25 protein-coding genes and 1 tRNA gene are annotated in these 25,971 nt (G+C 67.6%); 14 read left to right on the top strand and 12 right to left on the bottom strand.

The window, feature by feature from the left end; translation table 11 throughout:
• Nucleotides 1–29: 29 nt before the first annotated feature.
• From ACOQOP_RS19070 to mutM, 3 genes are read right to left on the bottom strand one after another with little or no spacing between them, the layout of a single operon-like run.
• Nucleotides 30–806 carry an enoyl-CoA hydratase gene (locus ACOQOP_RS19070; RefSeq protein ID WP_420563396.1) on the bottom strand — a complete coding sequence of 259 codons (777 nt, stop codon included), beginning with the start codon at nt 804–806 and terminating at the stop codon, nt 30–32.
• Between the two features lie 53 nt (nt 807–859).
• Nucleotides 860–1,240 (bottom strand): hypothetical protein, encoded by a 381-nt coding sequence (locus ACOQOP_RS19065; RefSeq protein WP_420563395.1) that lies wholly within the window; start codon nt 1,238–1,240, stop codon nt 860–862.
• A 16-nt stretch (nt 1,241–1,256) separates the two neighbouring features.
• Nucleotides 1,257–2,087, bottom strand: coding sequence for a bifunctional DNA-formamidopyrimidine glycosylase/DNA-(apurinic or apyrimidinic site) lyase (gene mutM, locus ACOQOP_RS19060; protein ID WP_420563394.1), 831 nt, complete (start codon nt 2,085–2,087; stop codon nt 1,257–1,259).
• Between the two features lie 139 nt (nt 2,088–2,226).
• On the opposite strand from mutM, the gene ubiE reads away from it, so the two are divergent.
• Genes ubiE through ACOQOP_RS19045 form a run of 3 tightly spaced genes read left to right on the top strand, consistent with a single transcriptional unit; the run spans nt 2,227 to nt 5,523 of the window.
• Nucleotides 2,227–3,039: a bifunctional demethylmenaquinone methyltransferase/2-methoxy-6-polyprenyl-1,4-benzoquinol methylase UbiE gene (gene ubiE / locus ACOQOP_RS19055; RefSeq protein ID WP_420563393.1), complete on the top strand. Its 813-nt coding sequence runs from the start codon at nt 2,227–2,229 to the stop codon at nt 3,037–3,039.
• An 18-nt stretch (nt 3,040–3,057) separates the two neighbouring features.
• The gene (gene ubiB, locus ACOQOP_RS19050; RefSeq protein ID WP_420563392.1) at nt 3,058–4,599 is read left to right on the top strand and encodes a 2-polyprenylphenol 6-hydroxylase; all 1,542 of its coding nucleotides are present in this window, start codon (nt 3,058–3,060) and stop codon (nt 4,597–4,599) included.
• Nucleotides 4,600–4,617: 18 nt separating this feature from the next.
• Nucleotides 4,618–5,523 carry a DUF4743 domain-containing protein gene (locus ACOQOP_RS19045; protein ID WP_420563391.1) on the top strand — a complete coding sequence of 302 codons (906 nt, stop codon included), beginning with the start codon at nt 4,618–4,620 and terminating at the stop codon, nt 5,521–5,523.
• Between the two features lie 164 nt (nt 5,524–5,687).
• Here ACOQOP_RS19045 and ACOQOP_RS19040 read toward each other — a convergent pair whose 3' ends face one another.
• Together ACOQOP_RS19040 and gluQRS are read right to left on the bottom strand one after the other, a co-directional pair.
• Entirely contained in the window at nt 5,688–5,978 is a 291-nt protein-coding gene (locus tag ACOQOP_RS19040; protein WP_420563390.1) for a GIY-YIG nuclease family protein, read from the bottom strand.
• Between the two features lie 171 nt (nt 5,979–6,149).
• Nucleotides 6,150–6,995, bottom strand: coding sequence for a tRNA glutamyl-Q(34) synthetase GluQRS (gene gluQRS / locus ACOQOP_RS19035; RefSeq protein ID WP_420563389.1), 846 nt, complete (start codon nt 6,993–6,995; stop codon nt 6,150–6,152).
• An 82-nt stretch (nt 6,996–7,077) separates the two neighbouring features.
• Here gluQRS and ACOQOP_RS19030 point away from each other — a divergent pair, with 82 nt between their 5' ends.
• Together ACOQOP_RS19030 and ACOQOP_RS19025 are read left to right on the top strand one after the other, a co-directional pair.
• Nucleotides 7,078–7,746, top strand: a complete 669-nt coding sequence (locus ACOQOP_RS19030) for an alpha/beta hydrolase (RefSeq protein WP_420563388.1) — start codon at nt 7,078–7,080, stop codon at nt 7,744–7,746.
• Nucleotides 7,747–7,976: 230 nt separating this feature from the next.
• Nucleotides 7,977–8,585 carry an HNH endonuclease gene (locus ACOQOP_RS19025; RefSeq protein ID WP_420563387.1) on the top strand — a complete coding sequence of 203 codons (609 nt, stop codon included), beginning with the start codon at nt 7,977–7,979 and terminating at the stop codon, nt 8,583–8,585.
• Nucleotides 8,586–8,750: 165 nt separating this feature from the next.
• Here the strand turns inward: ACOQOP_RS19025 and ACOQOP_RS19020 are convergent, their stop codons facing one another.
• The 3 genes from ACOQOP_RS19020 to ACOQOP_RS19010 are packed head-to-tail and all read right to left on the bottom strand — an operon-like array spanning nt 8,751 to nt 15,366.
• Complete coding sequence (locus tag ACOQOP_RS19020; RefSeq protein WP_420563386.1) at nt 8,751–10,010, bottom strand: MFS transporter; 1,260 nt, start codon at nt 10,008–10,010, stop codon at nt 8,751–8,753.
• Nucleotides 10,007–10,441 (bottom strand): hypothetical protein, encoded by a 435-nt coding sequence (locus tag ACOQOP_RS19015; protein WP_420563385.1) that lies wholly within the window; start codon nt 10,439–10,441, stop codon nt 10,007–10,009. The genes ACOQOP_RS19020 and ACOQOP_RS19015 overlap by 4 nt, the downstream gene beginning before the upstream one ends.
• Nucleotides 10,438–15,366 (bottom strand): NAD-glutamate dehydrogenase, encoded by a 4,929-nt coding sequence (locus ACOQOP_RS19010; protein WP_420563384.1) that lies wholly within the window; start codon nt 15,364–15,366, stop codon nt 10,438–10,440. The genes ACOQOP_RS19015 and ACOQOP_RS19010 overlap by 4 nt, the downstream gene beginning before the upstream one ends.
• Before the next feature lie 349 nt (nt 15,367–15,715).
• Between ACOQOP_RS19010 and ACOQOP_RS19005 the strand changes: the two genes are divergently transcribed.
• Complete coding sequence (locus ACOQOP_RS19005) at nt 15,716–16,462, top strand: hypothetical protein (RefSeq protein ID WP_420563383.1); 747 nt, start codon at nt 15,716–15,718, stop codon at nt 16,460–16,462.
• Here the strand turns inward: ACOQOP_RS19005 and ACOQOP_RS19000 are convergent.
• Nucleotides 16,383–17,048: a helix-turn-helix domain-containing protein gene (locus tag ACOQOP_RS19000; RefSeq protein ID WP_420563382.1), complete on the bottom strand. Its 666-nt coding sequence runs from the start codon at nt 17,046–17,048 to the stop codon at nt 16,383–16,385. The two genes, ACOQOP_RS19005 and ACOQOP_RS19000, sit on opposite strands and share 80 nt — an antisense overlap.
• A gap of 180 nt (nt 17,049–17,228) precedes the next feature.
• Between ACOQOP_RS19000 and ACOQOP_RS18995 the strand changes: the two genes are divergently transcribed.
• Nucleotides 17,229–18,008 (top strand): hypothetical protein, encoded by a 780-nt coding sequence (locus ACOQOP_RS18995; protein WP_420563381.1) that lies wholly within the window; start codon nt 17,229–17,231, stop codon nt 18,006–18,008.
• A 99-nt stretch (nt 18,009–18,107) separates the two neighbouring features.
• On the opposite strand, the gene ACOQOP_RS18990 is transcribed toward ACOQOP_RS18995, so the two are convergent.
• Together ACOQOP_RS18990 and ACOQOP_RS18985 are read right to left on the bottom strand one after the other, a co-directional pair.
• A tRNA-Gly gene (locus ACOQOP_RS18990) sits at nt 18,108–18,182 on the bottom strand.
• Nucleotides 18,183–18,327: 145 nt separating this feature from the next.
• Nucleotides 18,328–18,882 carry a hypothetical protein gene (locus tag ACOQOP_RS18985; RefSeq protein ID WP_420563380.1) on the bottom strand — a complete coding sequence of 185 codons (555 nt, stop codon included), beginning with the start codon at nt 18,880–18,882 and terminating at the stop codon, nt 18,328–18,330.
• Nucleotides 18,883–19,089: 207 nt separating this feature from the next.
• Between ACOQOP_RS18985 and ACOQOP_RS18980 the strand changes: the two genes are divergently transcribed.
• The 5 genes from ACOQOP_RS18980 to ACOQOP_RS18960 all read left to right on the top strand — a co-directional run bounded on the left by ACOQOP_RS18980 (nt 19,090) and on the right by ACOQOP_RS18960 (nt 21,952).
• A complete protein-coding gene (locus tag ACOQOP_RS18980) occupies nt 19,090–19,620 on the top strand; it encodes a prolyl-tRNA synthetase associated domain-containing protein (protein WP_420563379.1) in 531 nt (176 codons plus the stop codon).
• 111 nt (nt 19,621–19,731) lie between these two features.
• Nucleotides 19,732–20,649, top strand: coding sequence for a thioredoxin (gene trxA, locus ACOQOP_RS18975; protein ID WP_420563378.1), 918 nt, complete (start codon nt 19,732–19,734; stop codon nt 20,647–20,649).
• Nucleotides 20,650–20,677: 28 nt separating this feature from the next.
• Entirely contained in the window at nt 20,678–21,346 is a 669-nt protein-coding gene (locus ACOQOP_RS18970) for an LON peptidase substrate-binding domain-containing protein (RefSeq protein ID WP_420563377.1), read from the top strand.
• A complete protein-coding gene (locus tag ACOQOP_RS18965) occupies nt 21,333–21,575 on the top strand; it encodes a Trm112 family protein (protein WP_420563376.1) in 243 nt (80 codons plus the stop codon). Before ACOQOP_RS18970 ends, ACOQOP_RS18965 begins: the two co-directional genes overlap by 14 nt.
• Complete coding sequence (locus ACOQOP_RS18960) at nt 21,572–21,952, top strand: gamma-butyrobetaine hydroxylase-like domain-containing protein (protein ID WP_420563375.1); 381 nt, start codon at nt 21,572–21,574, stop codon at nt 21,950–21,952. The genes ACOQOP_RS18965 and ACOQOP_RS18960 overlap by 4 nt, the downstream gene beginning before the upstream one ends.
• A gap of 655 nt (nt 21,953–22,607) precedes the next feature.
• Here ACOQOP_RS18960 and ACOQOP_RS18955 read toward each other — a convergent pair.
• Nucleotides 22,608–23,864: a UbiH/UbiF/VisC/COQ6 family ubiquinone biosynthesis hydroxylase gene (locus tag ACOQOP_RS18955; protein ID WP_420563374.1), complete on the bottom strand. Its 1,257-nt coding sequence runs from the start codon at nt 23,862–23,864 to the stop codon at nt 22,608–22,610.
• Between the two features lie 358 nt (nt 23,865–24,222).
• On the opposite strand from ACOQOP_RS18955, the gene ACOQOP_RS18950 reads away from it, so the two are divergent.
• Entirely contained in the window at nt 24,223–24,561 is a 339-nt protein-coding gene (locus tag ACOQOP_RS18950; RefSeq protein WP_028796024.1) for a P-II family nitrogen regulator, read from the top strand.
• A 22-nt stretch (nt 24,562–24,583) separates the two neighbouring features.
• Nucleotides 24,584–25,915, top strand: coding sequence for an ammonium transporter (locus tag ACOQOP_RS18945; RefSeq protein WP_420563373.1), 1,332 nt, complete (start codon nt 24,584–24,586; stop codon nt 25,913–25,915).
• The last annotated feature ends 56 nt before the right edge of the window (nt 25,916–25,971 follow it).

Raw genomic sequence — 25,971 nt, 5'->3', positions numbered from 1 at the left:
AACCGGTGAGTCCCGCGAGAGTCGTGTGGTCAGCGATTCTTGAAGACCGGCTGGCGCTTCTCGACGAAGGCGGCCATGCCTTCCTTCTGGTCTTCGGTGGCGAACAGCGAGTGGAACAGGCGCCGCTCGAACCGCACGCCCTCGCTCAGCGTGGTCTCGTAGCTGCGGTTCACCGCCTCCTTGGCCATCATGACCGAGGGCAGCGACAGGTCGGCGATGCGGGTGGCGACCTTCATCGCCTCGTCCAGCAGGTCGGCGGCCGGCACGATCCGGCTGACCAGGCCCGAGCGCTCGGCCTCCTGGGCATCCATGTTGCGGCCGGTCAGGACCATGTCCATCGCCTTGGACTTGCCGACGAAGCGGGTCAGGCGCTGGGAGCCGCCGGCGCCCGGAATGACGCCCAGATTGATCTCCGGCTGGCCGAACTTGGCGGTGTCGGCGGCGATGATGAAGTCGCACATCATGGCCAGTTCGCAACCGCCGCCGAGCGCGTAGCCCGCCACCGCGGCGATCACCGGCTTGCGCACCCGCAGGATGGTCTCCCAGCCGGCGGTGATGAAATCCTCGCGATAGGCGTCGGCGAAGTCCTTGGACTGCATCTCCTTGATGTCGGCGCCGGCCGCGAAGGCCTTCTCGCTGCCGGTCACCACGATGCAGCCGACCTCGTCATTGGCGTCGGCCGCGAGCAGCGCCTCGCCCAGTTCCGCCATCAGCGGCGAGGACAGGGCGTTCAGCGCCTTCGGGCGGTTCAGGGTGATCAGCGCCACATTGCCGCGCGTCTCGGTCAGAATGTTCTCATAAGCCATAACGGCCACTCCCGGGTCACGCCGGCCGTCCCGGGGGACGTCGGCGGTTGTGATCATCGCGGGACGAGCTCGAAGCGGACGACAAGTCCACCCCGCTCGGCCACCGCGTCGAAACTCAACTCCTCGCCCGCGCGCACCCAGCGATCGGCCTCCAGCCTGTCCCAGCCGAGCTGGGGCAGTGTGGCGTCGTAGAACGCGCGGACATCCTCCATGGCAACCGTGCCCTCGGCGAAGGCGACGACGATCCGGCCGGCGAGGCCGTCGAACTCGACGCTCGCCGCCGGCACGCTCTGCAGTTCCGGCATGAGGGGCAGATCCTCGATACCATCGACGAACCGCCCATCGGCCAGGGCCGGCAAGCGGACGAACAGCAGGACCGCGATCACCAGAGCGGCGAGAGCGGTCAGTTTGACGCATCGGAACGGCAGGCTCATGGCGCCGGCTTCTACCTCAGCGTTGACAGCGGGGACAATAGAAAGTGGACCGCCCGGACTGCACCAGCCGCTTCACGGTCCCGCCACACTCCGGGGTCGGACATCCCTCCCCTTCGCGATCGTACACCCGAAAGGTGTGCTGGAAATAGCCGAGTTCGCCCGAAACCTGGCGGTGGTCCCGCAGGCTGGAACCGCCCGCGGCGATGGCCTCGGTGAGGACCGTCTTCACCGCCTCGGCCAGCCGTTCCGCCCGGTTTCCCCAGACGTTCAGAGCCAGACGCCGGGGTGCGATCCCGGAGCGGTGCAGGGCCTCGCAGGCGTAGATGTTGCCGACCCCGGCCACCACCTTCTGGTCGAGCAGGGCGGCCTTGATCGGGGTGTACTTGCCGGCGAGCGCGGATTCCAGCGCCGGGCCGTTGAAGGCGTTGCCCAAGGGCTCCGGCCCGATACCCTTGAGCAGCTTGTGGCGCTCGACCTCCTGGGTCGGCCAGAGGTCCATCATACCGAAGCGGCGGGCGTCGTTGAACTTCACCCAGGTGCCGTCGTCGGTATGGAAGACCACGTGGTCATGGGTCTCCAGCGGCGGCTTCGGTCCGTCGGAGATCAGCATCCGGCCGGACATGCCGAGATGGATCATCCAGCTCGTCCCGTCGTCCAGATCCACCAGGATGTATTTCGCCCGGCGGCGCAGACCGAGGATTCGGCGGCCGGTCAGCCGCGCGCCCATGCGCTCCGGCAGCGGCCAGCGCAGGTCCGGGCGGCGCACCTCGACCTCGGCGAGGCGTCTGCCGTCCAGGCGGGCGGCAAGGCCGCGCATCACGGTTTCGACTTCAGGCAATTCAGGCATGACGGCGGACGGTATCCCGGGGGCCCGTCCCCGCCAAGCGCCAGAATGGGGAGCGGCGCAAACCGGCGCCGACCTTGATTCCGGACGCCGAGGGGCCTAATCCACTTCAGACCGAAACCGGTGGGCGGGTGCAGGCGCGATGGCTGCCGACGGCAAGAAGGCGAACTCAGCAGGAACGGCGGCCGGCGGCGGCTCCTCCGCCGATCCCAAGATCCGCGATGGCGTGACCGATTTCGGCTTCGCCTCGGTCTCCGTGGAGGAGAAGAGCTCCCGGGTCCGCGAGGTGTTCGACAGCGTCGCCGCCAATTACGACCTCATGAACGACCTGATGAGCCTGGGCATCCACCGGGTGTGGAAGCAGGCCTTCGCCGACTGGCTGGCGCCGCGCCCGGGGCACCGGTTGCTGGACGTGGCCGGCGGCACCGGCGACATCGCCGCCCTGTGGCGCAAGCGCGGCGGCGGACCGGTCACCGTCTGCGACATCAATGCCGAGATGATCGCCGTCGGCCGCGACCGGCTGCTCAAGGCCGGCGGCGACGAGGCGGTGGACTGGGTGGTCGGCAATGCCGAGGCGCTGCCGCTGGCCGACGCCTCGGTCGACCGGGTGACCATCGCCTTCGGCCTGCGCAATGTGACCCGCATCGACACCGCCCTGGGCGAGATGACCCGGGTGCTGCGTCCCGGCGGCCGGTTCATGTGCCTGGAATTCTCCCGCCCCACCCAGGGCTGGCTCGACCCGATCTACGACACTTATTCCTTCAAGGTGCTGCCCTGGCTCGGCGACAAGGTCGCCCAGGACCGGCCGGCCTACCAGTATCTGGCCGAGAGCATCCGCCGCTTCCCCGATCAGCAGGACCTGGCCGAGCGCATGCGCCGGGTCGGGCTGGAGCAGGTGAAGTGGCGCAACCTGTCGGCCGGGATCGCGGCGATCCATTCGGGCTGGCGCCTGTAAGGCGATGACCCGAGACTCATGATCAGAGCCCTGCGCAACCTGATCCGCCTGCTGCGGATCATCTGGGTGCTGGCCCGGCACGGTGTGTTCGAGCCGCTGGAGACGATCGCCGAGGCGCCGACCATCTCCGGCCTTGCCCGTCTGGCCCGGCACCTGCGCAGCCCGTCGGTCACCGGCCGCTGGGGCCAGCGGCTGGCCGCCGCCCTCACCCAGCTCGGCCCGACCTTCATCAAGCTCGGCCAGTCGCTGGCGACCCGGGGCGATCTGATCGGCGAACAGGCGTCGGAGGACCTCACCCAGCTGCAGGATCGCCTGCCGCCCTTCGACGAGACGGTCGCCCGCCAGACCCTCGAATACGAGCTGGGCGCGCCGATCGAGGCCCTGTTCTCCGAGTTCGAGACCAGCCCGATCGCCGCGGCCTCCATCGCCCAGGTGCACCGGGCGGTGACCACCGACGGCCGCCGGGTGGCGGTGAAGATCCTGCGGCCGGGCATCGAGGTGGCGGTCGCCCGCGACCTGGACTTGTTCTCCTGGATCGCCGAGACCCTGCAGCGCCACCTGCCCTGGTCGCACCGCTTCAAGCCGGTCGACACCGTGGAGGTGTTCCGCGAGACGGTCGAGATCGAGATGGACCTGCGCCTGGAGGCGGCCGCGGCGGTGGAGCTGGCGGAGAATTTCATCGGCGACGACAGCTTCGCCGTGGCCGAGGTCGACTGGGACCGCACCACCCAGCGGGTGTTCACCAATGCCTGGATCGACGGGTTCCGCATCGACGACACCGAGGCCCTGGCCAGGGCCGGCCTCGACCCGACCGTGCTGCTGGCCCGCTCGGCGGCGGTGTTCTTCAACCAGGTCTTCCGCGACGGCTTCTTCCATGCGGACATGCATCCCGGCAACATGCTGGTGACGCCGGACGGCGTCCTGATGCCGGTCGATTTCGGCATCATGGGCCGGCTCGACCTGGAGACCCGCTACTACCTCGCCGACACGCTGACCGGCTTCCTGCTGGGCAACTGGCGGGCGGTGGCCGAGGTGCATTTCCGCATGGGCATGGTGCCGGCCAACAAATCGATCGACCTGTTCACCCAGGCGGTGCGGTCCATCGGCGAGCCGCTGATGGACAAGCCGCTGAACGAGGTCTCCGTCGCCAAGCTGCTCGGTCAGGTGCTGCGCATCGCCGAGACCTTCTCCATGGTCGCCCAGCCCCAGCTCCTGCTGCTGCACAAGACCATGGTGGTGTCCGAGGGCGTCGGGCGCCGGCTGAACCCCAACGTGAACATGTGGGAGCTGGCGCGGCCGCTGATCGAGGACTGGATGCGCGAGAACCGCGGGCCGGAGGCGCGGATCGCCCGGGCCAGCGCCGAGATCCTACGCGGCATCGAGCGCCTGCCCTCGCTGATCTCCCATGCCGACCGGGCGCTGAGCCATCTGGAAGGCGGCGGCCTGAGGCTGCATCCGGACACCGTGCGGCTGATGGCGCGGGAGCGGGCGCGGCGGGCCTATTGGCCGGTGGGGGTCGCCCTGGCGCTCGGCCTCCTCTTCGGCATTCTGCTATCCTGACCCCGATCCTGACCCCCCATGGCCTTTCTCGATCACATCCGCTTCTGCAACGCCCATGACCTGAAGGACTTCGTCCCCTTCCGGGTCGGTCAGGCCCGGGTCGGGCTGATGCGCCGCAGTCTGTCCCTGGAGCTGCGCCGCTTCGGCAGCCTGTTCCACGTCTTCGAGGACCTCGTTCATCTCGACCCGCGGCTGGCGACCTACGAGGACCGCACCCGGGCGGTGGACGATGCGCTGGCGGCCCTGTCCGAGGAGGGGCTGCTGCACCGGCTGCGCGGGGAGAAATATCCGGTGATGGAGCGGCTGTCGGACGCGCCGGTCTTCGAGATCGACCGGGCGGCGGCCACCGCCTTCGGCATCATCAACCGCGGCTTCCACCTGAACGGGGTGGTCGGCGCGGGCGACGACGCGCGCATGTGGGTGGCCCGGCGGGCCTGGGACAAGAGCACCTATCCGGGCAGCCTCGACAACATCGTCGCCGGCGGCCATCCGGTGGGCTACAGCCCGCGGGAGAACCTGATCAAGGAATGCGCCGAGGAGGCCGGCATCGCCGAGCCGCTGGCCCGCCTGGCGGTGCCGACGGGAATGGTCTCCTACACCATGGAGGTGGCGGACGGCGGCCCGTCGAGCACCGGCGGCGAGATGGGCGGCGGGTTGCGGCGCCACGCCTTCTGGGTCTACGACCTGGCCCTGCCGGAGGATTTCGTCCCGCAGCCGGTCGACGGCGAAGTGGCCGAGTTCATGCTGCTGCCCTGGCGCGAGGTGGCCGACATCGTCGAGCGCGGCGTGGTCCACGGGCCGGACGGGTTCAAGTACAACTGCAACCTCGTGGTGATCGACTGGCTGATCCGCACGGGCCGGATCGACCCGGACCACCCGGACTATCTGGAGCTCTGTACCGGATTGCATGCGGTGTTTCCGTAACGGGCCGGTTCGGAAACACTTAAAAAAGATCACTCCCCGGATTTATTCCGGGGCGAGCCCATCAGCTAGGACGGGCGCTCGGGATTGGTCCTGACGCATCGCGCACGTCTCTGGCCTCGCCCCGGAACAAGTCCGGGGAGTGAGAAGAAAAGGGCAGGGAAAGATCATTCCACAAACCAATCGGCCGCCAGATCCAGCCAATGAGGATTGTCCCGTTCGATCAGGTTGAATTTCCACTCCCGGCGCCAGCGCTTGAGGGTGCGTTCCCGCGTCCAGGCGGGTTCCAGGGTCTCGTGGACCTCGACATATACCAAAATCATGATGTCGTGCTCGGCGGTGTAGCCCGGCAGCGCTTTCGTTTTATGCTGCCAGAGCCGTCGCCGCAGGTCGCTCGTGCGCCCGACATACAGCTTTCCATGGGGTTCGCTCGCCAGGATGTAGACACAGAAGCTCATGGCCGAGCGATGGGAGGAACAGACGGATTTTTCTCCCCCCTCTCCCACTCCCCGGATTTATTCCGGGGCAATCCCATCCGCTTGGACGGGCGTTCGGCGTTGGCGACGACGCTTCGCGCATGTCACAGGCGCTGGCCCCGGAATAAATCCGGGGAGGGATAAGAGGAAAAGTTAGGAGAACCCCACCCGCCTCCGCACCTCCGCCGCACTCACCCCGCTCTCGCGCAGCGCCTGGAGCGTCAGCGATCGGTCGCGCTTCGCGAAGCGGCGGCCGGTGTCCGGATCGACCAGAAGTGGATGGTGCGCGTACTCCGGCACCGGCAGATCCAGCAGCGCCTGAAGCAGCCGATGCACGTGGCTCGCCTGGAACAGGTCCTCCCCCCGCGTCACCAGGCTCACCCCCTGCAGGGCGTCGTCCACCGTCACCGCCAGATGATAGGAGGTCGCCACGTCCTTGCGGGCCAGGACCACGTCGCCGAACACCTCCGGCCGGCCCACCTGCTCCCCATGCCCCCGGTCGCGCCAGGTCAGCGGCCCCGCCACCCGCACCGCCTCGGCCATCCGCAGGCGCATTGCATAGGCCTCCCCCGCCGCCTCGCGCCGGGCCCGTTCGTCCTCCGGCATCAGGGTGTCGGTATCTGTCACCGCCGGCCCGTCCGGCCCCATCATCGGCCGGTTGTGCGGCGCCGACAGGGCCTCGTCCAGTTCCTTGCGGGAATGGAAGCATTTGTACAGCAGCCCCATCGCCTCCAGCCGGTCCAGGGCGGCCCGGTAGTCGTCCATATGGTCCGTCTGCCGGCGCACCGGCCGCTCCCACTCCAGCCCCAGCCAGGCCAGGTCCTCCTCAATGGCCGCCTCGAATTCCGGCCGACACCGCGTTATGTCGATATCTTCCAATCGCACCAGGAAACGGCCGCCCGTAGCGCGGTCAGCGAAGGACGCCGCATGCAGCGCCGAATAGGCGTGACCCAGATGCAGCAGGCCGGTCGGGCTCGGGGCGAAGCGGGTGGTGGTCATGCAGGCTCGGTACCGCTAGGGTCGCCTCCGGTCAACTGACGGCCGGCCGGGCGAAGGCCGGCCCATCGAAGGAACGACGGTCATGCCCGACACTCAGGCAACGGATTTGGACGGCCCCCGCTTCGGACCGGCGACCGGCGGCGCGGCGGACGCCCTGGTGGTGATGCTGCACGGCCTGGGGGCCGACGGGAACGACCTGATCGGCATCGCCCCGGTCTGGGCGCGCGAGATGGGCTCGGTCGCCTTCGCCTCGCCCAACGCGCCGTTTGCCTGCGACATGGCGCCGTTCGGCCGCCAGTGGTTCAGCCTGCAGAGCCGCGATCCGGCCGACATGCTCGCCGGCATCCGCACGGCCGCCCCGATGCTCAACGCCTTCCTCGACGCCGAGCTGGCGCGCCTGGGTCTTGGCGCGGACAAGCTGGCGCTGGTCGGGTTCAGCCAGGGCACCATGATGTCGCTCTACACCGCCCTGCGGCGGCCGGCGTCGATCGCCGGCATCGTCGGCTATTCCGGCGCGTTGATCGCCGGCGACCTGCCGGACGACCCGGTCACCGCCAGGCCGCCGGTGCTTCTGGTCCACGGTACCGCCGACGAGATCGTGCCCTTCGGCGCCATGGAGGCGGCCCAGACCGGATTGAACTCCGCCGGCGTGGCCGTCGAATCGATCGCCCGGCCGGGCCTGGGGCACGGGATCGACGAGGTCGGGCTGGGTGCTGGGGCGGCGTTCCTGCGCCGGGTTCTTGGGGTTTGAGGAGGGCCGCTGAGGGGCCTTGCGGGGACCATAAAACTGTAACAACATATAGATATATAGCGCCTCGAAGCCTGGCACGAACTCCCCACTAAATGGGCGGTCACTGCGATGCGAAGCGAATGGGAAGACAAGATGTTGTGGCGGAACACGCAGCAGAGTGCGGCGTGGCACACCACGGCTCTCCCTAGTCGCGCGCCGCGTGTCCTGCCGAGTCCTCGGAGGAGCGCGCGGTGACGGGGCCGGACGCAGCACCTGCGCTCGTCCTCAATGCCGATTTCCGGCCGCTCTCCTATTTTCCGCTGTCGCTCTGGTCCTGGCAGGACGCCGTCAAGGCGGTGTTCCTCGACCGGGTCAACATCGTCTCCGAGTACGACACCACCGTGCGCAGCCCGAGCTTCGAGATGCGGCTGCCCAGCGTGATCGCGCTGAAGGAATACGTCCACCAGTCGCGCCGACCGGCCTTCACCCGGTTCAACGTGTTCCTGCGCGACCGTTTCTCCTGCCAGTACTGCGCGGAGCGGTTCCCGACCCAGGAACTGACCTTCGACCATGTGATTCCCCGCTCGCGCGGCGGGCGGACGAGCTGGGAGAACGTGGTCACCGCCTGCGGGGCGTGCAATCTGGTCAAGGGCAACCACATGCCGCGCGACATCGGCATGATCCCGATCACCGCCCCGAAGCAGCCCACCGCCTACGAGCTGCAGCAGAGCGGCCGCGGCTTCCCGCCGAACTACCTGCATGAGAGCTGGCGGGATTATCTCTACTGGGACATCGAGCTCGACCACGACGACGCCCCGGAGAACCTCCCGCGGATCACCGCGACGTCGCCGGCGTTCTGAGGGTTTTCTCTCTATCTCCCTTTCTTTCTCTTCCCCCCACTCCCCGGATTTATTCCGGGGCCCACGGATGCGCCTGCATGATCCTCGAAAGGCTCGTGCCGGCCCGAGGGTAGGCCCCGGAATGAATCCGGGGAGTGTGAACAGGGAAAGAAGGGATGAGCCCCCCTACCGCTCCTCGCGCACCGTGGTGAGCAGCGCCAGGCCCGCGACCAGGAACAGCACGATCGTCGCCATCCCGGCGCGCTGGCTGTCGAAGGCGAGCGTGGCCCAGCCCAGGATCAGCGGACCGGCGAAGTTCGTTGCCTTGCCGGAAAGAGCGAACAGCCCGAACATCTCGGCGCGCTGGTCCGGCGGGGCGAGCTTGGCCATGTAGGTGCGCGAGGCCGCCTGGGCCGGGCCCATGAAGGTGCCAAGCGCCATGCCGATCCCCCAGAACCAGGTCTTGTCCGGCGCCAGCAGGGCCGCCACCCCGAACAGCACCAGCCCGATCAGCGCCAGGAAGATCGTGCGCTTCGGCCCGATCCGGTCGTCGATCCAGCCGAAGGCGGCGGCACCGATGCCGGCGGTCACGTTCAGGGAGATCCCGAAGATGATGATCTCGTCGAATTCCATGCCGAAGGTACCGGCCGCATAGATCCCGCCGAAGGTGAACAGGGTGGTCAGCCCGTCGGCATACAGCATCCGCGCCACCAGGAAGCGGGTCACCGGCTGCGACCAGCGCAGTTGCCGGACGGTCTTCCAGATGCGCTTCAGCCCGTCGCTCACCGCCTCGTCGAGCGCCTCGTTCTCCTTCAGGCGGGATTCCGGTACCAGCAGGAACAGCGGCAGGGAGAACACCGCGAACCAGACGGCCACCAGGATGAAGGTCGCCCGAACCGCCTGCTCGGCGTGGTCGCCCATGCCGAAGGGTGGCGGGTCGGCCTGGATGAAGCCGAACAGCGCCACCACCAGACAGGACAGGCCGCCGAAATAGCCCAGTCCCCAGCCCAGCCCGCTGACCCGGCCGATCTTGTCGCGCGGCGCGACCTCCGCCAGCATGGCGTTGTAGAAGATCGTTGCGAATTCGAAACCAAGCGTGGCGACGATCACCAGCACCAGCGCACGGGTGACGAAGGGCGTGTCGGGCTCCACCGTCCAAAGGGCGCCCGAGGCGAGGATGCAGACCAGGGAAAAGACCGCTAGCCAGGGCTTGCGCTTGCCGGTGCGGTCGGCGATCGCCCCCAGTACCGGGCTCAGCACGGCGATGCAGACCGCGGCGATGGCCGTGGCATTGCCCCATAGGAAGGTGCCGGTGGTCTCGTCCGGTGCCACCGCCTTGGTGAAATAGGCGGCGAAGACGAAGGTGGAGATCACCGTCGGAAAGGCGGAATTCGCCCAGTCGTACAGGCACCAGCCGATGACCGGTGCGCGCGGGAGACGGCTCATCGCATGCCCAGCCAATCCTCGGCGTCCTCGACGGAAAAGAAGATCCGGAACACGGATCCCGGGTAGTCGAAGCTGACCGCCCGGGCGAGCTTGGTCAATAGGGTGTCGCGCAGCACGATGGCCACCCGGGAGCCGGTATCCCGTCCCATGGCGAAGCGCTTCCAGGCGCTCGACACCTCGCGCAGGCCGCGCCAGCCGTAGTTGCCCTCGCCGGTCAGCTCGCGGGCATCCACCAGGGTGGCGCAGTCGAGCACCTCGGGATGGCGCAGCCAGATCTCCGGCACGCCGCTGGCGAGGTCGTCATCGGTCACCCCGCCGCGCAGGCGGATGGTGAGGACCAGCAGCCGGTAGTCGACCTCCCAGGAGATGCGACCGCCGGGATACTCCCCGGTCGCCACGCCGACCGGCTGCGGAAACCCGTCCGGCGTCATCGAGACAGGAGCGCCCGCATCTGGCCGTTGGCCACCGCCAGCATGGCCAGGTCCACATGGTCGGCGGACCGGATATCGTCGAGCAGCCGGTCGGACCGCTCCACGTCATCCGGTCGGTCGGCGCTCCAGGCGGCGATGGCCGTATCAGTGGCGGCGATATCGCCGTTGGCGCCGGCCGTCTTCCTGGCCCCCTTCTGGCTCACGCCCTTCTTGGGGGCGGCCTTCTTCGAGCTGCCGCCGGCATCCACATGACCGAGCACGTTCTGGGCGAGCTGGCTCTGGTGCTGGTAGAAGTCGTCCACCAGGGCGTTGACAGCCAGTTTCTGCCAGTAGGTGTCCGCCGCCAGCTCCGAGGCCCGGTCGCGCAGCCAGTCGAGCGAGAAGCGGGCCCCCACCTTGAAGTAGACGATGGCGACGGTCCGCACGTCGGACTTGGAGGACGAGGCGAGCCGGACCACGTCGCAGGCCGAGGACAGCACCTCCAGCGAGGCGATGGCGTGGGCCAGATCCTTGGGCACGCCCTTTTCCTCCAGTTCGGCGCAGACCAGGGTCAGGTCGTCGCGCTCCACATCGCCGATCACGTCCACCAGGCAGCCCTTCAGGGCGCTGACCCCCGGCTCGAACTCGTTGACGTGGCTGGCGATGTCCAGCGGGCGGCGGCCGTTGCGCAGGAACCAGAGGGTCTCGCGCTCGACCAGCCGCTGGATGTCCAGCAGCATGCGGGTCTGCAGCGCGGCCGGCACCTTGGTATCCAGCGCCTCGATGGCGTCCCAGAGCCCGCGCAGGCCGAACACGTCGCGCACGATCGTATAGGCCCGGGCGATCTCGGCCGGCTTCGCACCGGTCTGCTCGCTCAGGGTGTTGAGGAAGGTCGCCCCCACCCGGTTGATCATCGAGTTGGTGACCGTGGTGGCGATGATCTCCCGGCGCAGGCGGTGCTCCATGATCGCCTTGCCGTGCTTGGCGCGCAGTCGCTCGGGGAAGTAGAGCGCCAGATCCTCGGCCAGGGCCGGATCGTCCGGCAGGTCGCTCTCCAGCAGGTCGTCGTAGAGCTCCATCTTGGCATAGGCCAGCAGCACGGCCAGCTCCGGCCGGGTCAGGCCCTTGCCGGCGGTCACCCGGTCGGCGATCGCCTCGTCGTCGGGCAGGAACTCGATCCGCCGGTTCAGCTTCAGATGGCCCCGCTCCAGGTTGCGCATCAGCCGGCTCTGGGCGTCGATCAGCGACAGCCCCTTATGGGCCGCCACGGACAGGGCCTGGGTCTGGTCGTAATTGTCGGCCAGCACCAGCTCGGCCACCTCATCGGTCATCGCCTCCAGCAGCTTGTCGCGCTGCTTCAGGGTCATGTCGCCGTCGGACACGATCGCGCCCAGCAGGATCTTGATGTTGACCTCATGGTCGGAGCAGTCGACCCCGGCGGAATTGTCGATGGCGTCGGTGTTGAGCTTCACCCCGCGCAGGGCCGCCTCGATGCGGCCGCGCTGGGTGACGCCCAAATTGGCGCCCTCGCCCAGCACCTTGGCGCCGATCTCCTTGGCGTCGATGCGCACCGGATCGTTGGCCCGGTCGCCCACATCGGCGTTGCTCTCGCGTTCCGACTTGATGTAGGTGCCGATCCCGCCGAACCACAGCAGGTCGACCTCGGCCTGCAGCATGGCCCGGATCAGCTCGCTCGGCGGCACCGAATCCTCGGTCATGCCGAACAGCTTCTTGATCTCCGGGGTCAGCTTGATCGACTTGGCCGAGCGGTCGAACACCCCGCCGCCCTTGGAGATCAGCTTGGCGTTGTAGTCGGACCAGCTCGACCGCGGCAGATCGAACAGCCGCTGGCGCTCCTTGAAGGACTTGGCCGGGTCCGGATCCGGGTCGACGAAGATGTGCAGGTGGTTGAAGGCACCGACCAACCGGATGTGCTTGGACAGCAGCATGCCGTTGCCGAACACGTCGCCCGACATGTCGCCGCAGCCGACGACGGTGAAGTCCTCGCTCTGGGTGTCGTGGCCGAGCTCGCGGAAGTGGCGCTTCACGCTCTCCCAGGCGCCCCGGGCGGTGATACCCATCTTCTTGTGGTCGTAGCCGGCCGAGCCGCCCGAGGCGAAGGCGTCGTCCAGCCAGAAGCCGTATTCCTGGGACACCCCGTTGGCGATGTCGGAGAAGGTCGCCGTCCCCTTGTCGGCGGCCACCACCAGGTACGGGTCGTCGGCGTCGTAGCGCACCACATGCTTCGGCGCGATGATGTCGGCGCCGGAGATGTTGTCGGTGATGTCCAGCATCCCGCGCATAAGGGTCTTGTAGCACTCGATACCTTCGGCCTGGATCTCCTCGCGGGTGCCGCCGACCGGCGGGCGCTTGACCACGAAGCCGCCCTTGGAGCCGACGGGGACGATGACCGCGTTCTTGACCTGCTGGGCCTTCATCAGACCGAGGATCTCGGTGCGGAAATCCTCGCGCCGGTCGGACCAGCGGATACCGCCGCGCGCGACCTTGCCGCCGCGCAGATGGATCGCCTCGACCCGCGGGCTGTAGACCCAGATCTCCACCATCGGGCGGGGCAGCGGCAGGTCCTGGACCGACTGGCTGTCCAGCTTGAAGGAGGTGTAGCTCTTCGGCTCCCCGTCCTCGCCCATCTGGTAGAAGTTGGTGCGCAGGGTGCTGCGGATCAGGTTGAGGAACCGGCGCAGGATGCGGTCCTGGTCCAGGTTGGCCACGCCGTCCAGGGCGGCATGGATCTTGTCCTCCAGCCCGTCGACCGCCCTCTGCCGGTCCTGCTCGGCCGCGGGATCGAACCGCGCGGCGAACAGCTTCACCAGCAGCCGCGCGATCGGCGCGTAGGCCAGCAGCGTCTCCTCCATGTAGTCCTGGGAGAAGGTGAAGGCCGCCTGGCGCAGATACTTGGCATAGGCGCGGATGACCGTGACCTCGCGCCAGGTCAGGCCGGCGTTCAGCACCAGTCCGTTGAAGCCGTCATTCTCCATCCGCCGTTCCCAGACGGCGGCGAAGGCCTCCTGGAACGGGGTCTTGATGGTGGCGAGGTCGCATTCGGTGTCGGCCCGCAGCCGCATCTCGAAATCGTGCATCCAGATTGGGTGCTCCAGGCCGCCGCCCTCGATCTCGAACGGCACCTCGGAGAGCACGCGCACGCCCATGTTCTCCAGCATCGGCATGACGTCGCTCAGCGGCACCGGCGTGCGGCTGTGGAACAGCTTCAAGTGCAGGACGTCGTCATCGACCCCGATCGGCCGGAACAGGTTCATGCCCAGCCCGTCCTTGGTGCGGATCTCCTCCATGCGTTCCATGTCGAAGATCGCCGCATGGGCCGGATAGGCCTCCTTGTAGGCGGTCGGGAAGGCCGGTCCGTAGCGCCGCAGCAGCTTCTGGGAGCGCTCCTCGCCCATGTCGGCGACCAGCGCGTCGTGCAGCTTGTCGGCCCAGCTCCGGCCGGCATCGATCAGCCGGTGCTCCAGCTCGTCGAGATCGACATCGGGGATCTCGCCCCGGGTCGTGGCGATGATGAAATGCAGGCGGGCCAGCACGCTGTCGGACATCAGCGTGTAGAACGAGGTCACGTCGCCGTTGAAGGCGGAGGCCAGGATCGACTGGAAGCGCTGGCGCAGCTGGGTGTTGTAGTGGTCGCGCGGCACGAAGACGAGGGCGGTCACGAACCGCTCGAACGCGTCGCGGCGCACGAACAGGGCGGTCTTCTGCCGTTCCTGCAGATGCAGGATGCCGATCGAGATCTCGAACAGCTCATCCTCGCTGGCCTGGAACAGCTCGTCGCGGGGATAGGTCTCCAGGATATTGACCAGCGCCTTGCCGTCGTGGCTGGCCGGGCGGAAGCCGGCGCGCTCGACGATCTTCTCCACCCGCCGGCGCAGCAGCGGGATCTCCTTGGGGCTCTCGTTATAGGCGACCGAGGTGAAGAGGCCGATGAACCGGTGCTCGCCGACCACCTTGCCTGACTTGTCGATCTTCTTGACGCTGATGGAGTCAAGCGGCACCGGCCGGTGCACGGTGGAGACCTTGTTGGCCTTCATCACCAGCAGCGGCGTCGGGTCGAGCAGGAAGCCCTGCACCTGGTCCGGCAGGGCGGCGATGTCGCGCAGCCCGTCGAACACGCTGACATCGGGCGAGCGGATGATGCCGAGGCCGCTGTTCTCCACCACCTCCATGCGCAGATTCTTGCCGGTGCCGGTGTAGTCGTACTGGCGATAGCCGAGGAAGGTGAAATGGTTGTCCTCGATCCAGCGCAGGAAGGCGCAGATCTCCTCCAGGTCGGCCTTGCTCTGGCCCTTCGGCGGTGCCTTCTCCAGACCGGCGATGACGTCGACCATCGTCTTGCGCATGGCCCGCCAGTCCTCGACCGCGGCGCGCACATCCTTCAGCACCTGGGCCAGATCCTCCTCGATCTCGGCCAGGGCCTCGGCCGAGGTCTGCTCGGAGACCTGGAGATGCATGAAGGATTCGCCGGCGGCACCGTCGGCCTCCTCTTCCTCCGCCAGCAGGGAGGTCACCACCCCCTTGCCGTCGCGCACGACCCGCAGGATCGGGTGGATCACCAGATGCACCGTCAGGTCCCGCCGGTTCAGGGCGGCGGTGACGGAATCCACCAGGAAGGGCATGTCGTCGTTGACGATCTCGATGACCGTGTGGGTCGACTGCCAGCCGACCTCCTCGAAGCGCGGATTGTAGGCGCGGATGCGGGCCTGGCCCGACTTGCGCTCGCGGCCGTAGGTCCACATGGAGATCGCCGCGCCGAACAGGTCCTCGACCTCCTCGTCGATCAGGTCCTGCGGGGCCACGTTGGCGAAGAACTGACGCACGAAGGTCTCCGCCGCCTCCGCCTTGGCTCCCTGCAGGCGCTCGAGAACCAGGGCGCAGACGGCGTCGATCTTCTCCAGTTTCAGGGTCTCAGTGCGGTTGCGCATGGCGGTCCCCTCTTGTGATTCGGCCGCCACGCCTCGGCGTCGCACGGCCCCCGATCGGTCGGCTGGGAGCCTATCAGAACGGCCGAACTACCGGAAACAATTCAGGGATTATGGATATTTACCGGATCGCGACGCCCCCGTGCCACCCGCCGGCGCGTTTCACTTGGGCGGACTTCAATCTATCAAAAATTGATAGAATAGATAGGAAATTGATCAAATATTGATTGGATTTCTTCTCCTGCGATAAAGTGCAGCGTTTGCCAAATCCGAGTCAATACGTCGCACGGTTGTTTTGTTTGTCTTTCTGGTGGCGGCTGACCCGGATGCCCAATCGCCAATGGAGGACCAAATGCAAAGAACTCGACTGCCCCAGGCCTTGGCCGGAACGATCATGGGTGACCTCATCGCCGAGGGCCAACGCGCGCTGTCCCGATACGGGGCGGAAATGACCATCCACGGCGACTTCGCGGCGTTCGCGAGCGTCGACCGGGATACCGCCATCGCCTTCCCCGGTTACTTCAACGAGACCACCAATGCCGACCGGGGCATGTGCGTGCTGATCCACAAGGACGGCGAGACCATCGGCACCTATGCCTGCGGTCTCTACCTGCCGGTGGACACCATGGCCGAATACATCGACGAGATCGGCCTGCACCACGCGTGCGCCAAGCCCGATATCGAGATCTACGGGACGGTGCGGGAATGGTTCGAGGCGATGGAGGGCCCCTCGGCCTTCTCCGGCGGGATCTGGGTCCGGCCGGACCTGCGGGGCACGGAACTCTCCCGCCTGCTCGTGCCGTTCCTGCCGATGATCGGCCGCAGCTTCGCGGTCGATGTCTGGGATGCCAAGCATGTCTTCTTCATGGTGCCGGAAATCATCATGAAGAAGGGCATCGCGGAGCGGTACCGCCCGCTGTTCCTGGAACCCGGGGCCACCTGGCACTACACCACGCCGCCGACCCCGCTCTGGTTCGGCTACGCCGCGCCGGTGCAGATCATGAAGGATGCCCTGGACTTCATTTCCAAAGGTCCGGACGTCCTAGTTCCGACCAAGACACGACAGCCTGCCGCCCAGCATGCCGAACTGGTACGCTGAGCACGGTGAACTCGAGGTCGCCGCGGCGGCAATACGCGAGGTTCGGCTCATTGGCGATGATCGACCGCCAGTAGCGTTCTGATGCCGACACCGCCACGTCCTGATCCGCCAGCTCCATCAGAGGGCGTCCGACCATGTTGTTGGACGCCCATCGCAGACCGTGCCCGAGCAGGCCGATCCGCAGGCCGCCATCCTCGCCCACATTGACGCTCGACATGCGGTCGGTCGCCCCGCCCAGGCGGCGCACCAGATCCTCCAGATCCTGGGTCTCCATCGACTGGGCCCACAGCCGGGTCAGGCTGGTGAACCGGCCGGGCATCCGCCGGATCAGCTCGGCCGGCAGCGCCACCGTGATCAGCGGGTCGAGTTCGCCCGGCGATTTCGGCCGGTCCAGCGCGCCCTCCGCCGCCAGCGCGGTGGCGACCTTGTCGATCGAGCTGCGCCGGGCCTGGATCGCCCCGTTCTGCGCCAGCATCCGGTAGACCGTCGCCTCGCCCAGACCCGCCGCCACGGCCAGACGCTCGCGGGTCCAGTTCAGCCGCGCCAGGGCGGCCCGCAACGCCTCGCCTGTGAGATAGTCGTCCATGGGAAGAGACTACATCCAGCGGCTGAAATTTTAAATATGATAGATCGATGATCGGTTTGATTCGGCGAGAAATCGACATAGATCGAAAGCTGATCGATTTTCGATAGTCATGATGCAATTATATCGTTAGTCTTCCTCCTCGATACTCCCGCATGGCAGAACAGGTGACGGATCGGACAGATGCCCCCATCGGATGACAGAGTTGGCGGCGGTGCCGGTTCCGGCACCACCGGGCCGCAGGATCTCGATACGCTCGTGGATTTCGCCCGCACCCTCGCGTCCCTGCGCGGCGCACCCGAACCGGCCGGCTATTCGGCCCCGCATGCCGGGGCCGGTTCCTCCCGGGCGGATGTCCTGCGCAGCCACGGACTTCCGGTGGGTCTCACCGTTCCCTCGATCCAGCTCGCCCACGCGCTCGAGCTGCTGAACCGCCGGCGGCGGCCGGATCCCCATCATCTCGACACCCGTCCCCTGGACCGGCGCGAGCCTGTGCTGGCCGACGGTCACCAGGAGGCCCGGGCCCCCTATCCGGTCCGGGATCCGGATCGCGACATGCGCGAGGATGCAGAGGAGGCGCGGCGTCTGGTGGCCGACGCCCTGGCCTCGCTCGCCGGCTCGGCCGGGCTGAGCGTCCCCATGGGCGCCTTGACCCAGGCGCCGGCGCCGACGGTGGTCGATCCGGAGGTGGAGGCGGCCTTCGTCGAGTTCGATCTGGCGCGGGAGGCGTGGATGGCCCTGCCGGCCGGTGTGGAGACCTGGCAGCCGCATCCCGATGTCGACCGCTATCTCGCCGCGGAGGATGCGGTCCTCAGCCTGGCCGACGGCAGCACCGAGGTGCTGGGCCGACAGGCCAACCTGCTGCTCGACCTGGCCGACGAGATCGCCGACCAGATGGGCCCCGCGGCAGCCAACGCGATCGCCAACGTCGCCCAGGGGCTGCTGCTCCGGCTGCGCCGCTGACGGGCCGAAAGACAGGCACAGAAGACCCGCCCGGACCGACCCGAGACAGGCTCGGGTCCCCCGGTGGGGGACTGATAGACCGTCGATGTGCAGGAAAATTGGAGCGGGCGATGAGATTCGAACTCACGACCCCAACCTTGGCAAGGTTGTGCTCTACCCCTGAGCTACGCCCGCGCTCCGTCGAGGCCGCGGATAATACCGGCGGATCGTACGATTGCAAGAGCGATTAACGCCTTTTTCGACGGATTTTTTTCGCCCGCGGAAAACGATGGAAACCCTAGCGTTTTCAATCCGCTAGGGCATCGCTCCCGATGCCGTCTCACTCGCCGGCGGTGATTTTCAGGTGAAAGACCGCCCAGGCGAGCCCGGAGTCGTCCTCCGCCGTCTGGCCCGCGTAACTGCCGGCCGGGAAGACCAGCCACACCGGACCGCGCCCGCCCAGGGCGAGCGGCTCGTCACCCTGCGCCGTCGCCAGCACGAAGGTGCCGGCCCGCACCTCGTCGATCTTGAAGGCCGGGGCATAGCCGTCCACCGCCTGGACCAGCACCTGGCTGCCCGTGGCGCCGACCAGGTCCAGCACCGAGGCGAGGGTCGGGCCGGTGACGGTCACCGGGCCGGGCCAGTTCGGATAGCCGACCTCGACGGTCTGCTGCGGCAGGGCACCCAGATCGTCCAGGGTCAGCGCATAGGCTTTCTCGAAGCTCTCCTGCAGGGTGGCGAAGAGGACGTCGGAGAACGGCTCGAACGGCCCGCGGTTGGTCTTTTCGATGGCCCCTGTCACGGTCAGGACCACGGGCCCGTCGGCCCGGGACGGGGCGGAGAGCGGCAGCAGGAGCACAAGGGCGACGAGAAGGGCGAAGGCGGCACGGCGCATGGGACACTCCATCCGAGCGGGACAACCGAATCAGGTTCGCGCGAGGATAGCACGACAGGCCGCCGAGGCGGACAGATCACCGCCTGCTCCGGACGCGGAACGGGCATGAGGTCGCTGCGGTGCTGCACCCGGAGGGCAAAATGCGCTAGACAAGCCCTCCGCACACCGCGACAAGCCACCGAAACCGTGCATACCGGAGCTTCCTTCATGGCCGACAGCGACACGCCGACCCTGCCCACTTCGCCGCAGACGCTGCTGGCGCGGCTCGACGCGCTGGGCATCGCCTACGACCTGCACACCCACCCGCCGCTGTTCACGGTGGAGGACAGCAAGGCGCTGCGCGGCGACCTACCCGGCGGGCACTGCAAGAACCTGTTCCTGCGCGACCGCAAGGGCGCCATGTGGCTGGTGGTCTGCCTGGAGGACCGGCGGATCGACCTGAAGGCCCTGGGCGCCCTGCTCGGCGGCGTGCGCCTGTCCTTCGGCAGCCCGGACCGGCTGATGAACACCCTGGGCGTGATCCCGGGGGCGGTGTCGCCCTTCACCCTGATCAACGACACCGAGGTCTCGGTCGCCGTGATCCTGGACCAGGAGATGATGGGGATGTCGCCGCTGAACTACCATCCGCTGTCCAACGAGATGACGATCGCCGTCACCCCGGATGGCCTTACCCGCTTCATCGAAGCCTGCGGGCATACCCCGCAGGTCATGGACCTCTCCGCCGCCTCTGGCGATTGACCGCCGGGAGCCCCAACTTCAGGGCGCCGAAACGAGAATCGCCCGCTCTCACCCTTGTCGCGACACGGTCGCACTTTAGATAGTCACTCCCAGAACAGAGGAACGCAGCAGATGGAACCGATCCTGGGCGCGGCGCAATCCGGCGGACAGACCGGAAATGCCGCAATCGTCGACGCGACGACGGCAACCTTTATGACCGAGGTTGTCGACGCCTCCATGAAGATGCCCGTGCTGGTCGATTTCTGGGCGCCGTGGTGCGGCCCCTGCAAGCAGCTCACCCCCGCCCTGGAAAGCGCCGTCCGCAAGGCCGGCGGCTCGGTGAAGCTGGTCAAGATCAACGTGGACGAGAGCCCGGAGATCGCCGGTCAGCTCCGCATCCAGTCGATCCCCACCGTCTACGTGTTCAAGAACGGCCAGCCGGTCGACGGGTTCCAGGGTGCCGTGCCCGAGAGCGAGATCACCGCGCTGATCGAGCGGGTCGGCGGGGCCGTCGGCCAGTCGCCGATCGAGCAGGCCCTGGAGCAGGCCGAGGACCTCATGGAGGCCGGCGACCACCAGCAGGCGGGCGCCCTCTACCAGCAGATCCTGCAGCACGAGCAGACCAATGCGGCGGCCCTGGCCGGGCTGCTGAAATGCCTGATCGCCGACGGCCGCGCCGATCAGGCCGAGCAGGTGCTGGGCCAGATCCCCGACGAGGTGAAGGCCGACAAGGCCGTCCAGGCGGTGATCGCGCAGATCGAACTCGCCAAGGAAGGGGCCAAGGCCAGTGCCGAGCTGGACAGCCTGCGCGCCAAGGTCGAGGCCAACCCGAAGGACCACCGCTCGCGCATCGACCTGGCGGCGGCCCTCTATGCCACCGGCGACCGCGAGGGCGCGGTCGACCAGCTTCTGGAGAGCATCCGCATCGACCGGAAGTGGGAGGACGAGGCGGCGCGCAAGCAGCTGCTGAAGTATTTCGAGGCGATGGGTCCGACGGATCCGGTGACCGCAGACGCGCGGCGCCGCCTGTCTTCCCTGTTGTTCTCCTGAACCTGCGGAAAGGGAAGGCGGCGACGCGATGAGTCCGGGCCCGTTCGATCCGAGCTTCGACGAACTTCCGGCGACCCTGCCGGTGTTTCCCCTGCCCGGCGTGCTGCTGTTGCCGCAGGGGAAGCTGCCGCTGAACATCTTCGAGCCGCGCTACCTCAACATGACCCGCGACGCGCTGGCCACCGACCGGCTGATCGGCATGATCCAGCCCAAGCCGGCCGATGGCGGCATGGATGCCGGCGCGCGCTGCCTCTACCGGATCGGCTGTGCCGGCCGGATCACCCAGTTCGCCGAGACCGATGACGGCCGTTTCCTGATCACCCTGACCGGCGTGTGCCGCTTCGCGGTGGACGAGGAGATCGCCTCCATGCGGGGCTACCGCCGGGTGATCGCCGACTGGGGGCCGTTCAGCGGCGACCTGGAGGGCGACAGCGAGGCCGATCTGGACCGCAGCCTGCTGGTGTCGCGGCTCAAGCAGTATTTCGACACCCAGGGCATCACCGCGGATTGGGGCGTGATCGAACAGACGCCGGACCACCGGCTGGTCACCACCCTGGCCATGGTCTGCCCGTTCGAAAGCAGCGAGAAACAGGCCCTGTTGGAATGCGAGTCGCTGAAGGCACGGGCGAGCATGATGCTGGCCCTGCTGGACATGGCGGTTGCCGGGACGAACGGAGGAGACCATGCCCGACACTGACGCGCCGCAGCCGGCGTCCGGGCCCCGGCCCGGGGCGGCGGGCATCGACCCCAAGCTACTGGAGATCCTGGTCTGTCCGGTGACCAAGCAGGCGCTCACCTATGACCGGGCGGCCCAGGAGCTGATCAGCGAGAAGGCCGGCCTGGCCTTTCCGATCCGCGGCGGCGTGCCGATCATGCTGGTGGAGGAGGCCCGACGGCTCGACGAGGACGCGGGATCGCCGGCGTGAGCGACGAGGCCGCCAACGCGACGACCGGCGACTGGCCGACCGAGCTCCGGGTGACAAAGGACCGGGCGGCCCTTGCCGTCTCCTTCGAGAGCGGGGTGTCGGGCACGATCCCGGCCGAGCTGATGCGGGTGGAGAGCCCCTCGGCCGAGGTGCAGGGCCACAGTGCCGCGGGCAAGACCCTGGTCGCCGGTAAACGGGCGGTGACCATCCGCGGGGTGGAGCCGGTCGGCAACTACGCGGTGCGCATCACCTTCAGCGACGGCCACGACACGGGCCTGTTCACCTGGCGCTACCTGCGCGAGCTGGTCGAGAACGGCGGGACGATGATGGCGGCCTACGAGGAGGCGCTGGCAAAGGCGGGGCTCACGCGGGGGTGACGCCCCAATACCCCTTTCACTCCCCGGATTTATTCCGGGGCCTACGTCGACGACCGCACAAGCCTTGGGGAAGTCTGAACCAGCTGATCCGTGGGCCCCGGACTAAATCCGGGGAGTGCTATAGGATGGTTCCGGGAAGTGCCGACCACGCGCCCGGCCGAGTGGCTACTGATTCCCACATCCCCCTCTTCTCCCACTCCCCGGATTTATTCCGGGGCCTACGCCGACGACCGCACGAACCTAGCGACGTCCGAACCGGTGGATCCGTGGGCCCCGGAATGAATCCGGGGAGTGCTATAGGTTGGTTAGGGCAAGTGGTGACCGCGCGCCCGGCCGAGTGCCAATTGGTTTCCACACCCCCCTCTTCTCCCTCTCCCCGGATTTAGTCCGGGGCCTACGTCGACGACCGCACAAATCTAGCGACGTCCGAACCGGTGGATCCGTGGGCCCCGGACTAAATCCGGGGAGTGCTATAGGTTGGCTAAGGGAAGTGCCGGCCGAGTGCTAATTGACTTCCACATCCCCCTCTTCTCCCACTCCCCGGATTTAGTCCGGGGCCTACACAAGGGCATGCATAAGCCTTGGGACGTCCGAGCCGGCCGATCCATGGCCCCGGAATGAATCCGGGGAGTGCGGCAAGGACCGTCCGAGTCGCCTAAACCGGCTCGCCGCGGAGCAGGCGGGGGAGGGTGCCCAGGGTCCCCATGGCGTGGCGGATCGCCGCGCGCTTGAGCATCGGCACCCGCTGCACCGCCGACAGACCGAGCCGGCGGGCGGTCCGCACCGGGGCGATGTCGTTGGAGAACAGCCGGGTCAGCCCGTCCGTCGAGGCCACCATCGTCATGATATCGAAACGACGTCGCCGCTGGTAATCGCGCAGCACCGGCGCGCCGCCGATATCGAGGCCCAGCCGGGCCGCGTCGGCCAGCACCTCGGTCAGCACGGCGATGTCGCGCACGCCGACATTGAAGCCCTGGCCGGCGATCGGATGCATGCCGTGGAACGCGTCGCCCACCAGGGCCACCCGGTCGGCGATGCCGGATTCCGCCATGGTCAGGGCCAGCTGATAGACCGCCCGCGGACCCACGGGGGTCATCGTGCCGAGCGAGTCGCCGAACCGCTCCTCCAGGGCCGCGGCGAAGGCGGCATCGTCGAGCTGGGCGATCCGCTCGGCGACGGCGGTGCGTTCCGACCAGACCAGGGCGGACCGGTTCTGCCCCGGCAGCGGCAGCAGGGCCAGCGGCCCGCCGGGCAGGAAGCGCTCATGGGCCAGATTGTGATGGCTTTCCGCATGCTCGATCGTGTCGACCACCGCACTCTGGTGATAGTCGACGGTGGTGGTGCGGATGCCGGCCAGGGCCCGCACCCGGGAGCCGCGCCCGTCGGCGGCGATCACCAGCGGGGCCGTCAGCACCCGCCCGTCCTCCAGGGTCAGCGACGCCCGGCCCGCCGTCACCGCCAGGGCGGCGGCCGATCCCGGTTCGGCGAAGGTCACCCGATCGCCATGGGTCGCCAGGCGGTCCAGCAGGGAGGTCTTCAGGGCCCCGTTGTCGACGATATGGCCCATGGGATCGTCGCCGACCGTGCTGTGATCATAGTGCAGGTAGCGGCTCGACCCGGCATCGGAGACCCGGATGTCGTTGATCGGCCCGGCCTGATCGGCCACCGCCTGCCAGGCGCCGAGCACGGTGAACAGGCGGCGCGAGGACAAGGAGATCGCCGTGGTGCGGATGTCGTTGCGGCCGGCGATCGCGGCGCGCGGATCGACCCGGTCGACGATCACGCTGGACAGGCCGGCCTCGGCCAGCGCCAGGGCCAGGGTCAGGCCCGACAGCCCGGCGCCGACGATCACCGTATCCACCGCGTCCTGCGGCCTGCCGCGCCCGGCCCGCGCGGGAGAAATCGATGCCATGGTCGGTCTCCTCCTGTCCTGTGCTCAGAATGGCGCGCCGGGCGGCGAGGACAAGGGGCAGATGGTCGCGTGTCGTGCATTTGATGTGCACATATTTTAGGCAATCGGATTTTTTCGTCTAATTTCTGCCCAATTTCGTCTCGACCCAGGACGCGGCCTCACCATAGCCGGCGCTTAAGATCCCGGAATCAATCAATGATTCAGTAACCCCAGCTTTCGGCATGCTTCTTGATGAAGGAACCACTGGCCTGCATGACGCGGCCGCTCCGCTCGGCGCGCGGGCAGTACCTGGGGGGTTTCCGGACCGCGCGGGCGCCGATCGGAGTTTTGGGGAACACAAGGTGCGAGGTTAGGCGATATGAAACTCGTCATGGCCATCATCAAGCCCTTCAAGCTCGACGAAGTGCGCGAGTCGCTGACGGGCCTGGGTATCCAGGGTCTTACCGTCAGCGAAGTGAAGGGTTTCGGCCGTCAGAAGGGCCAAACCGAAATCTATCGAGGCGCGGAGTATTCCGTGAATTTCCTGCCGAAGGTCAAGGTCGAGGTCGTCGTCGCCGACGACATGGTCGGCCAGGTGGCGGAGCAGATCCAGAAGTCGGCGAATACCGGCCGGATCGGCGACGGCAAGATCTTCGTGCTGGACGTGGCCCAGGCGGTTCGTATCCGCACGGGCGAAACCGACGCGGACGCGCTCTGAGTAGCGGCGGGGAGCACAATCGATGAAGAAGTTCATGTCCTTCAGCCTGCTGGCTCTCGCGGCGTCCGTCGCGACGGTTGGCTTCACCAAGAGCGCCTCGGCCGAAGTCTCGATCGAGACCGCGTTCATCTTCAACACCTTCTCCTTCGCCTTCCACGGCGCACTGGTCATGTGGATGGCCGCCGGCTTCGCGATGCTCGAGGCTGGGCTGGTCCGCACCAAGAACACCACCATGCAGCTCACCAAGAACGTGGCGCTGTATTCGATCGCCGGCCTGATGTACTGGGTCATCGGCTACAACCTGATGTATGCCGACGTCTCCGGCTTCTTCGGCACGCCGGGCCCGTGGTCGGCCGCCGATCCGTTCGACGCCGAGGGCGCGTTCACCGGTGACGATGCCGCCGGCTACGGCGCCGCCTCCGACTGGTTCTTCCAGATGGTGTTCGTCGCCACGGCCGCCTCGATCGTGTCCGGCACCCTGGCCGAGCGCATCAAGCTCCTGCCGTTCCTGGTCTTCACCGTCGTGCTGACCGGCATCCTCTACCCGATCCAGGGCTCCTGGAGCTGGGGCGGCGGCTGGCTGTCCGAGGCGGGCTTCCTCGACTTCGCCGGCTCGACCATCGTGCACTCCGTGGGTGGCTGGGCGGCTCTGACCGGCGCCATCATCCTCGGCGCCCGCAAGGGCAAGTACGGGGCCGACGGCTCGATCAACCCGATGCCGGGCAGCAACCTGCCGCTCGCCGCGCTGGGCACGTTCATCCTGTGGATGGGCTGGTTCGGCTTCAACGGCGGCTCGCAGCTCGCCATGGGCTCGGCGGCCGACGTGGTCGCCATCGCGACCATCTACATGAACACCAACCTGGCCGCCGCGGCCGGCGTGGTGATGGCCCTGATCCTGACGGGCATCATGTACAAGAAGGTCGACCTGACCATGCTGCTGAACGGCGCCCTGGGCGGTCTGGTGGCGATCACGGCGGAGCCGCTGGCCCCGTCGCCGTTCATGTCGATCATCGTCGGCGGTATCGGCGGCGTGCTGGTGGTCTTCGCGGTGCCGCTGCTGGACAAGCTGAAGATCGACGACGTGGTCGGCGCCATCTCGGTCCACCTGGTCGCCGGCATCTGGGGCACGATCGCGGTCGTGTTCTCCAACGGCGACGCGACGATCGGCGGTCAGCTGACCGGCATCGTCGGCGTGGCGGTCTTCATGATCATCACCTCCGCCATCCTGTGGTTCATCCTCAAGCTGATCTTCGGCCTGCGGCCGAGCGAAGAGGACGAGGCCCTGGGTCTGGACCGTGCCGAGAACGGCATGGAGGCCTATCCGGAGTTCGGTCGCGGTTCCCAGACCTTCTGATCTGGACCGATCGACCAACCCTATGGCGGGACCGCTCCGGCGGTCCCGCCTCCCCG

It is taken from the genome of Thalassobaculum sp. (assembly GCF_965223715.1).
Taxonomy (GTDB): domain Bacteria; phylum Pseudomonadota; class Alphaproteobacteria; order Thalassobaculales; family Thalassobaculaceae; genus Thalassobaculum.
Note: the sequence above shows the minus strand (reverse complement) of the source record. Positions and strands in the feature narration are given on the sequence as shown.

Bases quoted from the DNA above. Each gene is read 5' to 3' on its own strand.
- ACOQOP_RS19070 (WP_420563396.1), bottom strand. From the start codon at position 806: ATGGCTTATGAGAACATTCTGACCGAGACGCGCGGCAATGTGGCGCTG.
- ACOQOP_RS19065 (WP_420563395.1), bottom strand. From the start codon at position 1,240: ATGAGCCTGCCGTTCCGATGCGTCAAACTGACCGCTCTCGCCGCTCTG.
- mutM (WP_420563394.1), bottom strand. From the start codon at position 2,087: ATGCCTGAATTGCCTGAAGTCGAAACCGTGATGCGCGGCCTTGCCGCC.
- ubiE (WP_420563393.1), top strand. From the start codon at position 2,227: ATGGCTGCCGACGGCAAGAAGGCGAACTCAGCAGGAACGGCGGCCGGC.
- ubiB (WP_420563392.1), top strand. From the start codon at position 3,058: ATGATCAGAGCCCTGCGCAACCTGATCCGCCTGCTGCGGATCATCTGG.
- ACOQOP_RS19045 (WP_420563391.1), top strand. From the start codon at position 4,618: ATGGCCTTTCTCGATCACATCCGCTTCTGCAACGCCCATGACCTGAAG.
- ACOQOP_RS19040 (WP_420563390.1), bottom strand. From the start codon at position 5,978: ATGAGCTTCTGTGTCTACATCCTGGCGAGCGAACCCCATGGAAAGCTG.
- gluQRS (WP_420563389.1), bottom strand. From the start codon at position 6,995: ATGACCACCACCCGCTTCGCCCCGAGCCCGACCGGCCTGCTGCATCTG.
- ACOQOP_RS19030 (WP_420563388.1), top strand. From the start codon at position 7,078: ATGCCCGACACTCAGGCAACGGATTTGGACGGCCCCCGCTTCGGACCG.
- ACOQOP_RS19020 (WP_420563386.1), bottom strand. From the start codon at position 10,010: ATGAGCCGTCTCCCGCGCGCACCGGTCATCGGCTGGTGCCTGTACGAC.
- ACOQOP_RS19015 (WP_420563385.1), bottom strand. From the start codon at position 10,441: ATGACGCCGGACGGGTTTCCGCAGCCGGTCGGCGTGGCGACCGGGGAG.
- ACOQOP_RS19010 (WP_420563384.1), bottom strand. From the start codon at position 15,366: ATGCGCAACCGCACTGAGACCCTGAAACTGGAGAAGATCGACGCCGTC.
- ACOQOP_RS19005 (WP_420563383.1), top strand. From the start codon at position 15,716: ATGCAAAGAACTCGACTGCCCCAGGCCTTGGCCGGAACGATCATGGGT.
- ACOQOP_RS19000 (WP_420563382.1), bottom strand. From the start codon at position 17,048: ATGGACGACTATCTCACAGGCGAGGCGTTGCGGGCCGCCCTGGCGCGG.
- ACOQOP_RS18995 (WP_420563381.1), top strand. From the start codon at position 17,229: ATGCCCCCATCGGATGACAGAGTTGGCGGCGGTGCCGGTTCCGGCACC.
- ACOQOP_RS18985 (WP_420563380.1), bottom strand. From the start codon at position 18,882: ATGCGCCGTGCCGCCTTCGCCCTTCTCGTCGCCCTTGTGCTCCTGCTG.
- ACOQOP_RS18980 (WP_420563379.1), top strand. From the start codon at position 19,090: ATGGCCGACAGCGACACGCCGACCCTGCCCACTTCGCCGCAGACGCTG.
- trxA (WP_420563378.1), top strand. From the start codon at position 19,732: ATGGAACCGATCCTGGGCGCGGCGCAATCCGGCGGACAGACCGGAAAT.
- ACOQOP_RS18970 (WP_420563377.1), top strand. From the start codon at position 20,678: ATGAGTCCGGGCCCGTTCGATCCGAGCTTCGACGAACTTCCGGCGACC.
- ACOQOP_RS18965 (WP_420563376.1), top strand. From the start codon at position 21,333: ATGCCCGACACTGACGCGCCGCAGCCGGCGTCCGGGCCCCGGCCCGGG.
- ACOQOP_RS18955 (WP_420563374.1), bottom strand. From the start codon at position 23,864: ATGGCATCGATTTCTCCCGCGCGGGCCGGGCGCGGCAGGCCGCAGGAC.
- ACOQOP_RS18950 (WP_028796024.1), top strand. From the start codon at position 24,223: ATGAAACTCGTCATGGCCATCATCAAGCCCTTCAAGCTCGACGAAGTG.
- ACOQOP_RS18945 (WP_420563373.1), top strand. From the start codon at position 24,584: ATGAAGAAGTTCATGTCCTTCAGCCTGCTGGCTCTCGCGGCGTCCGTC.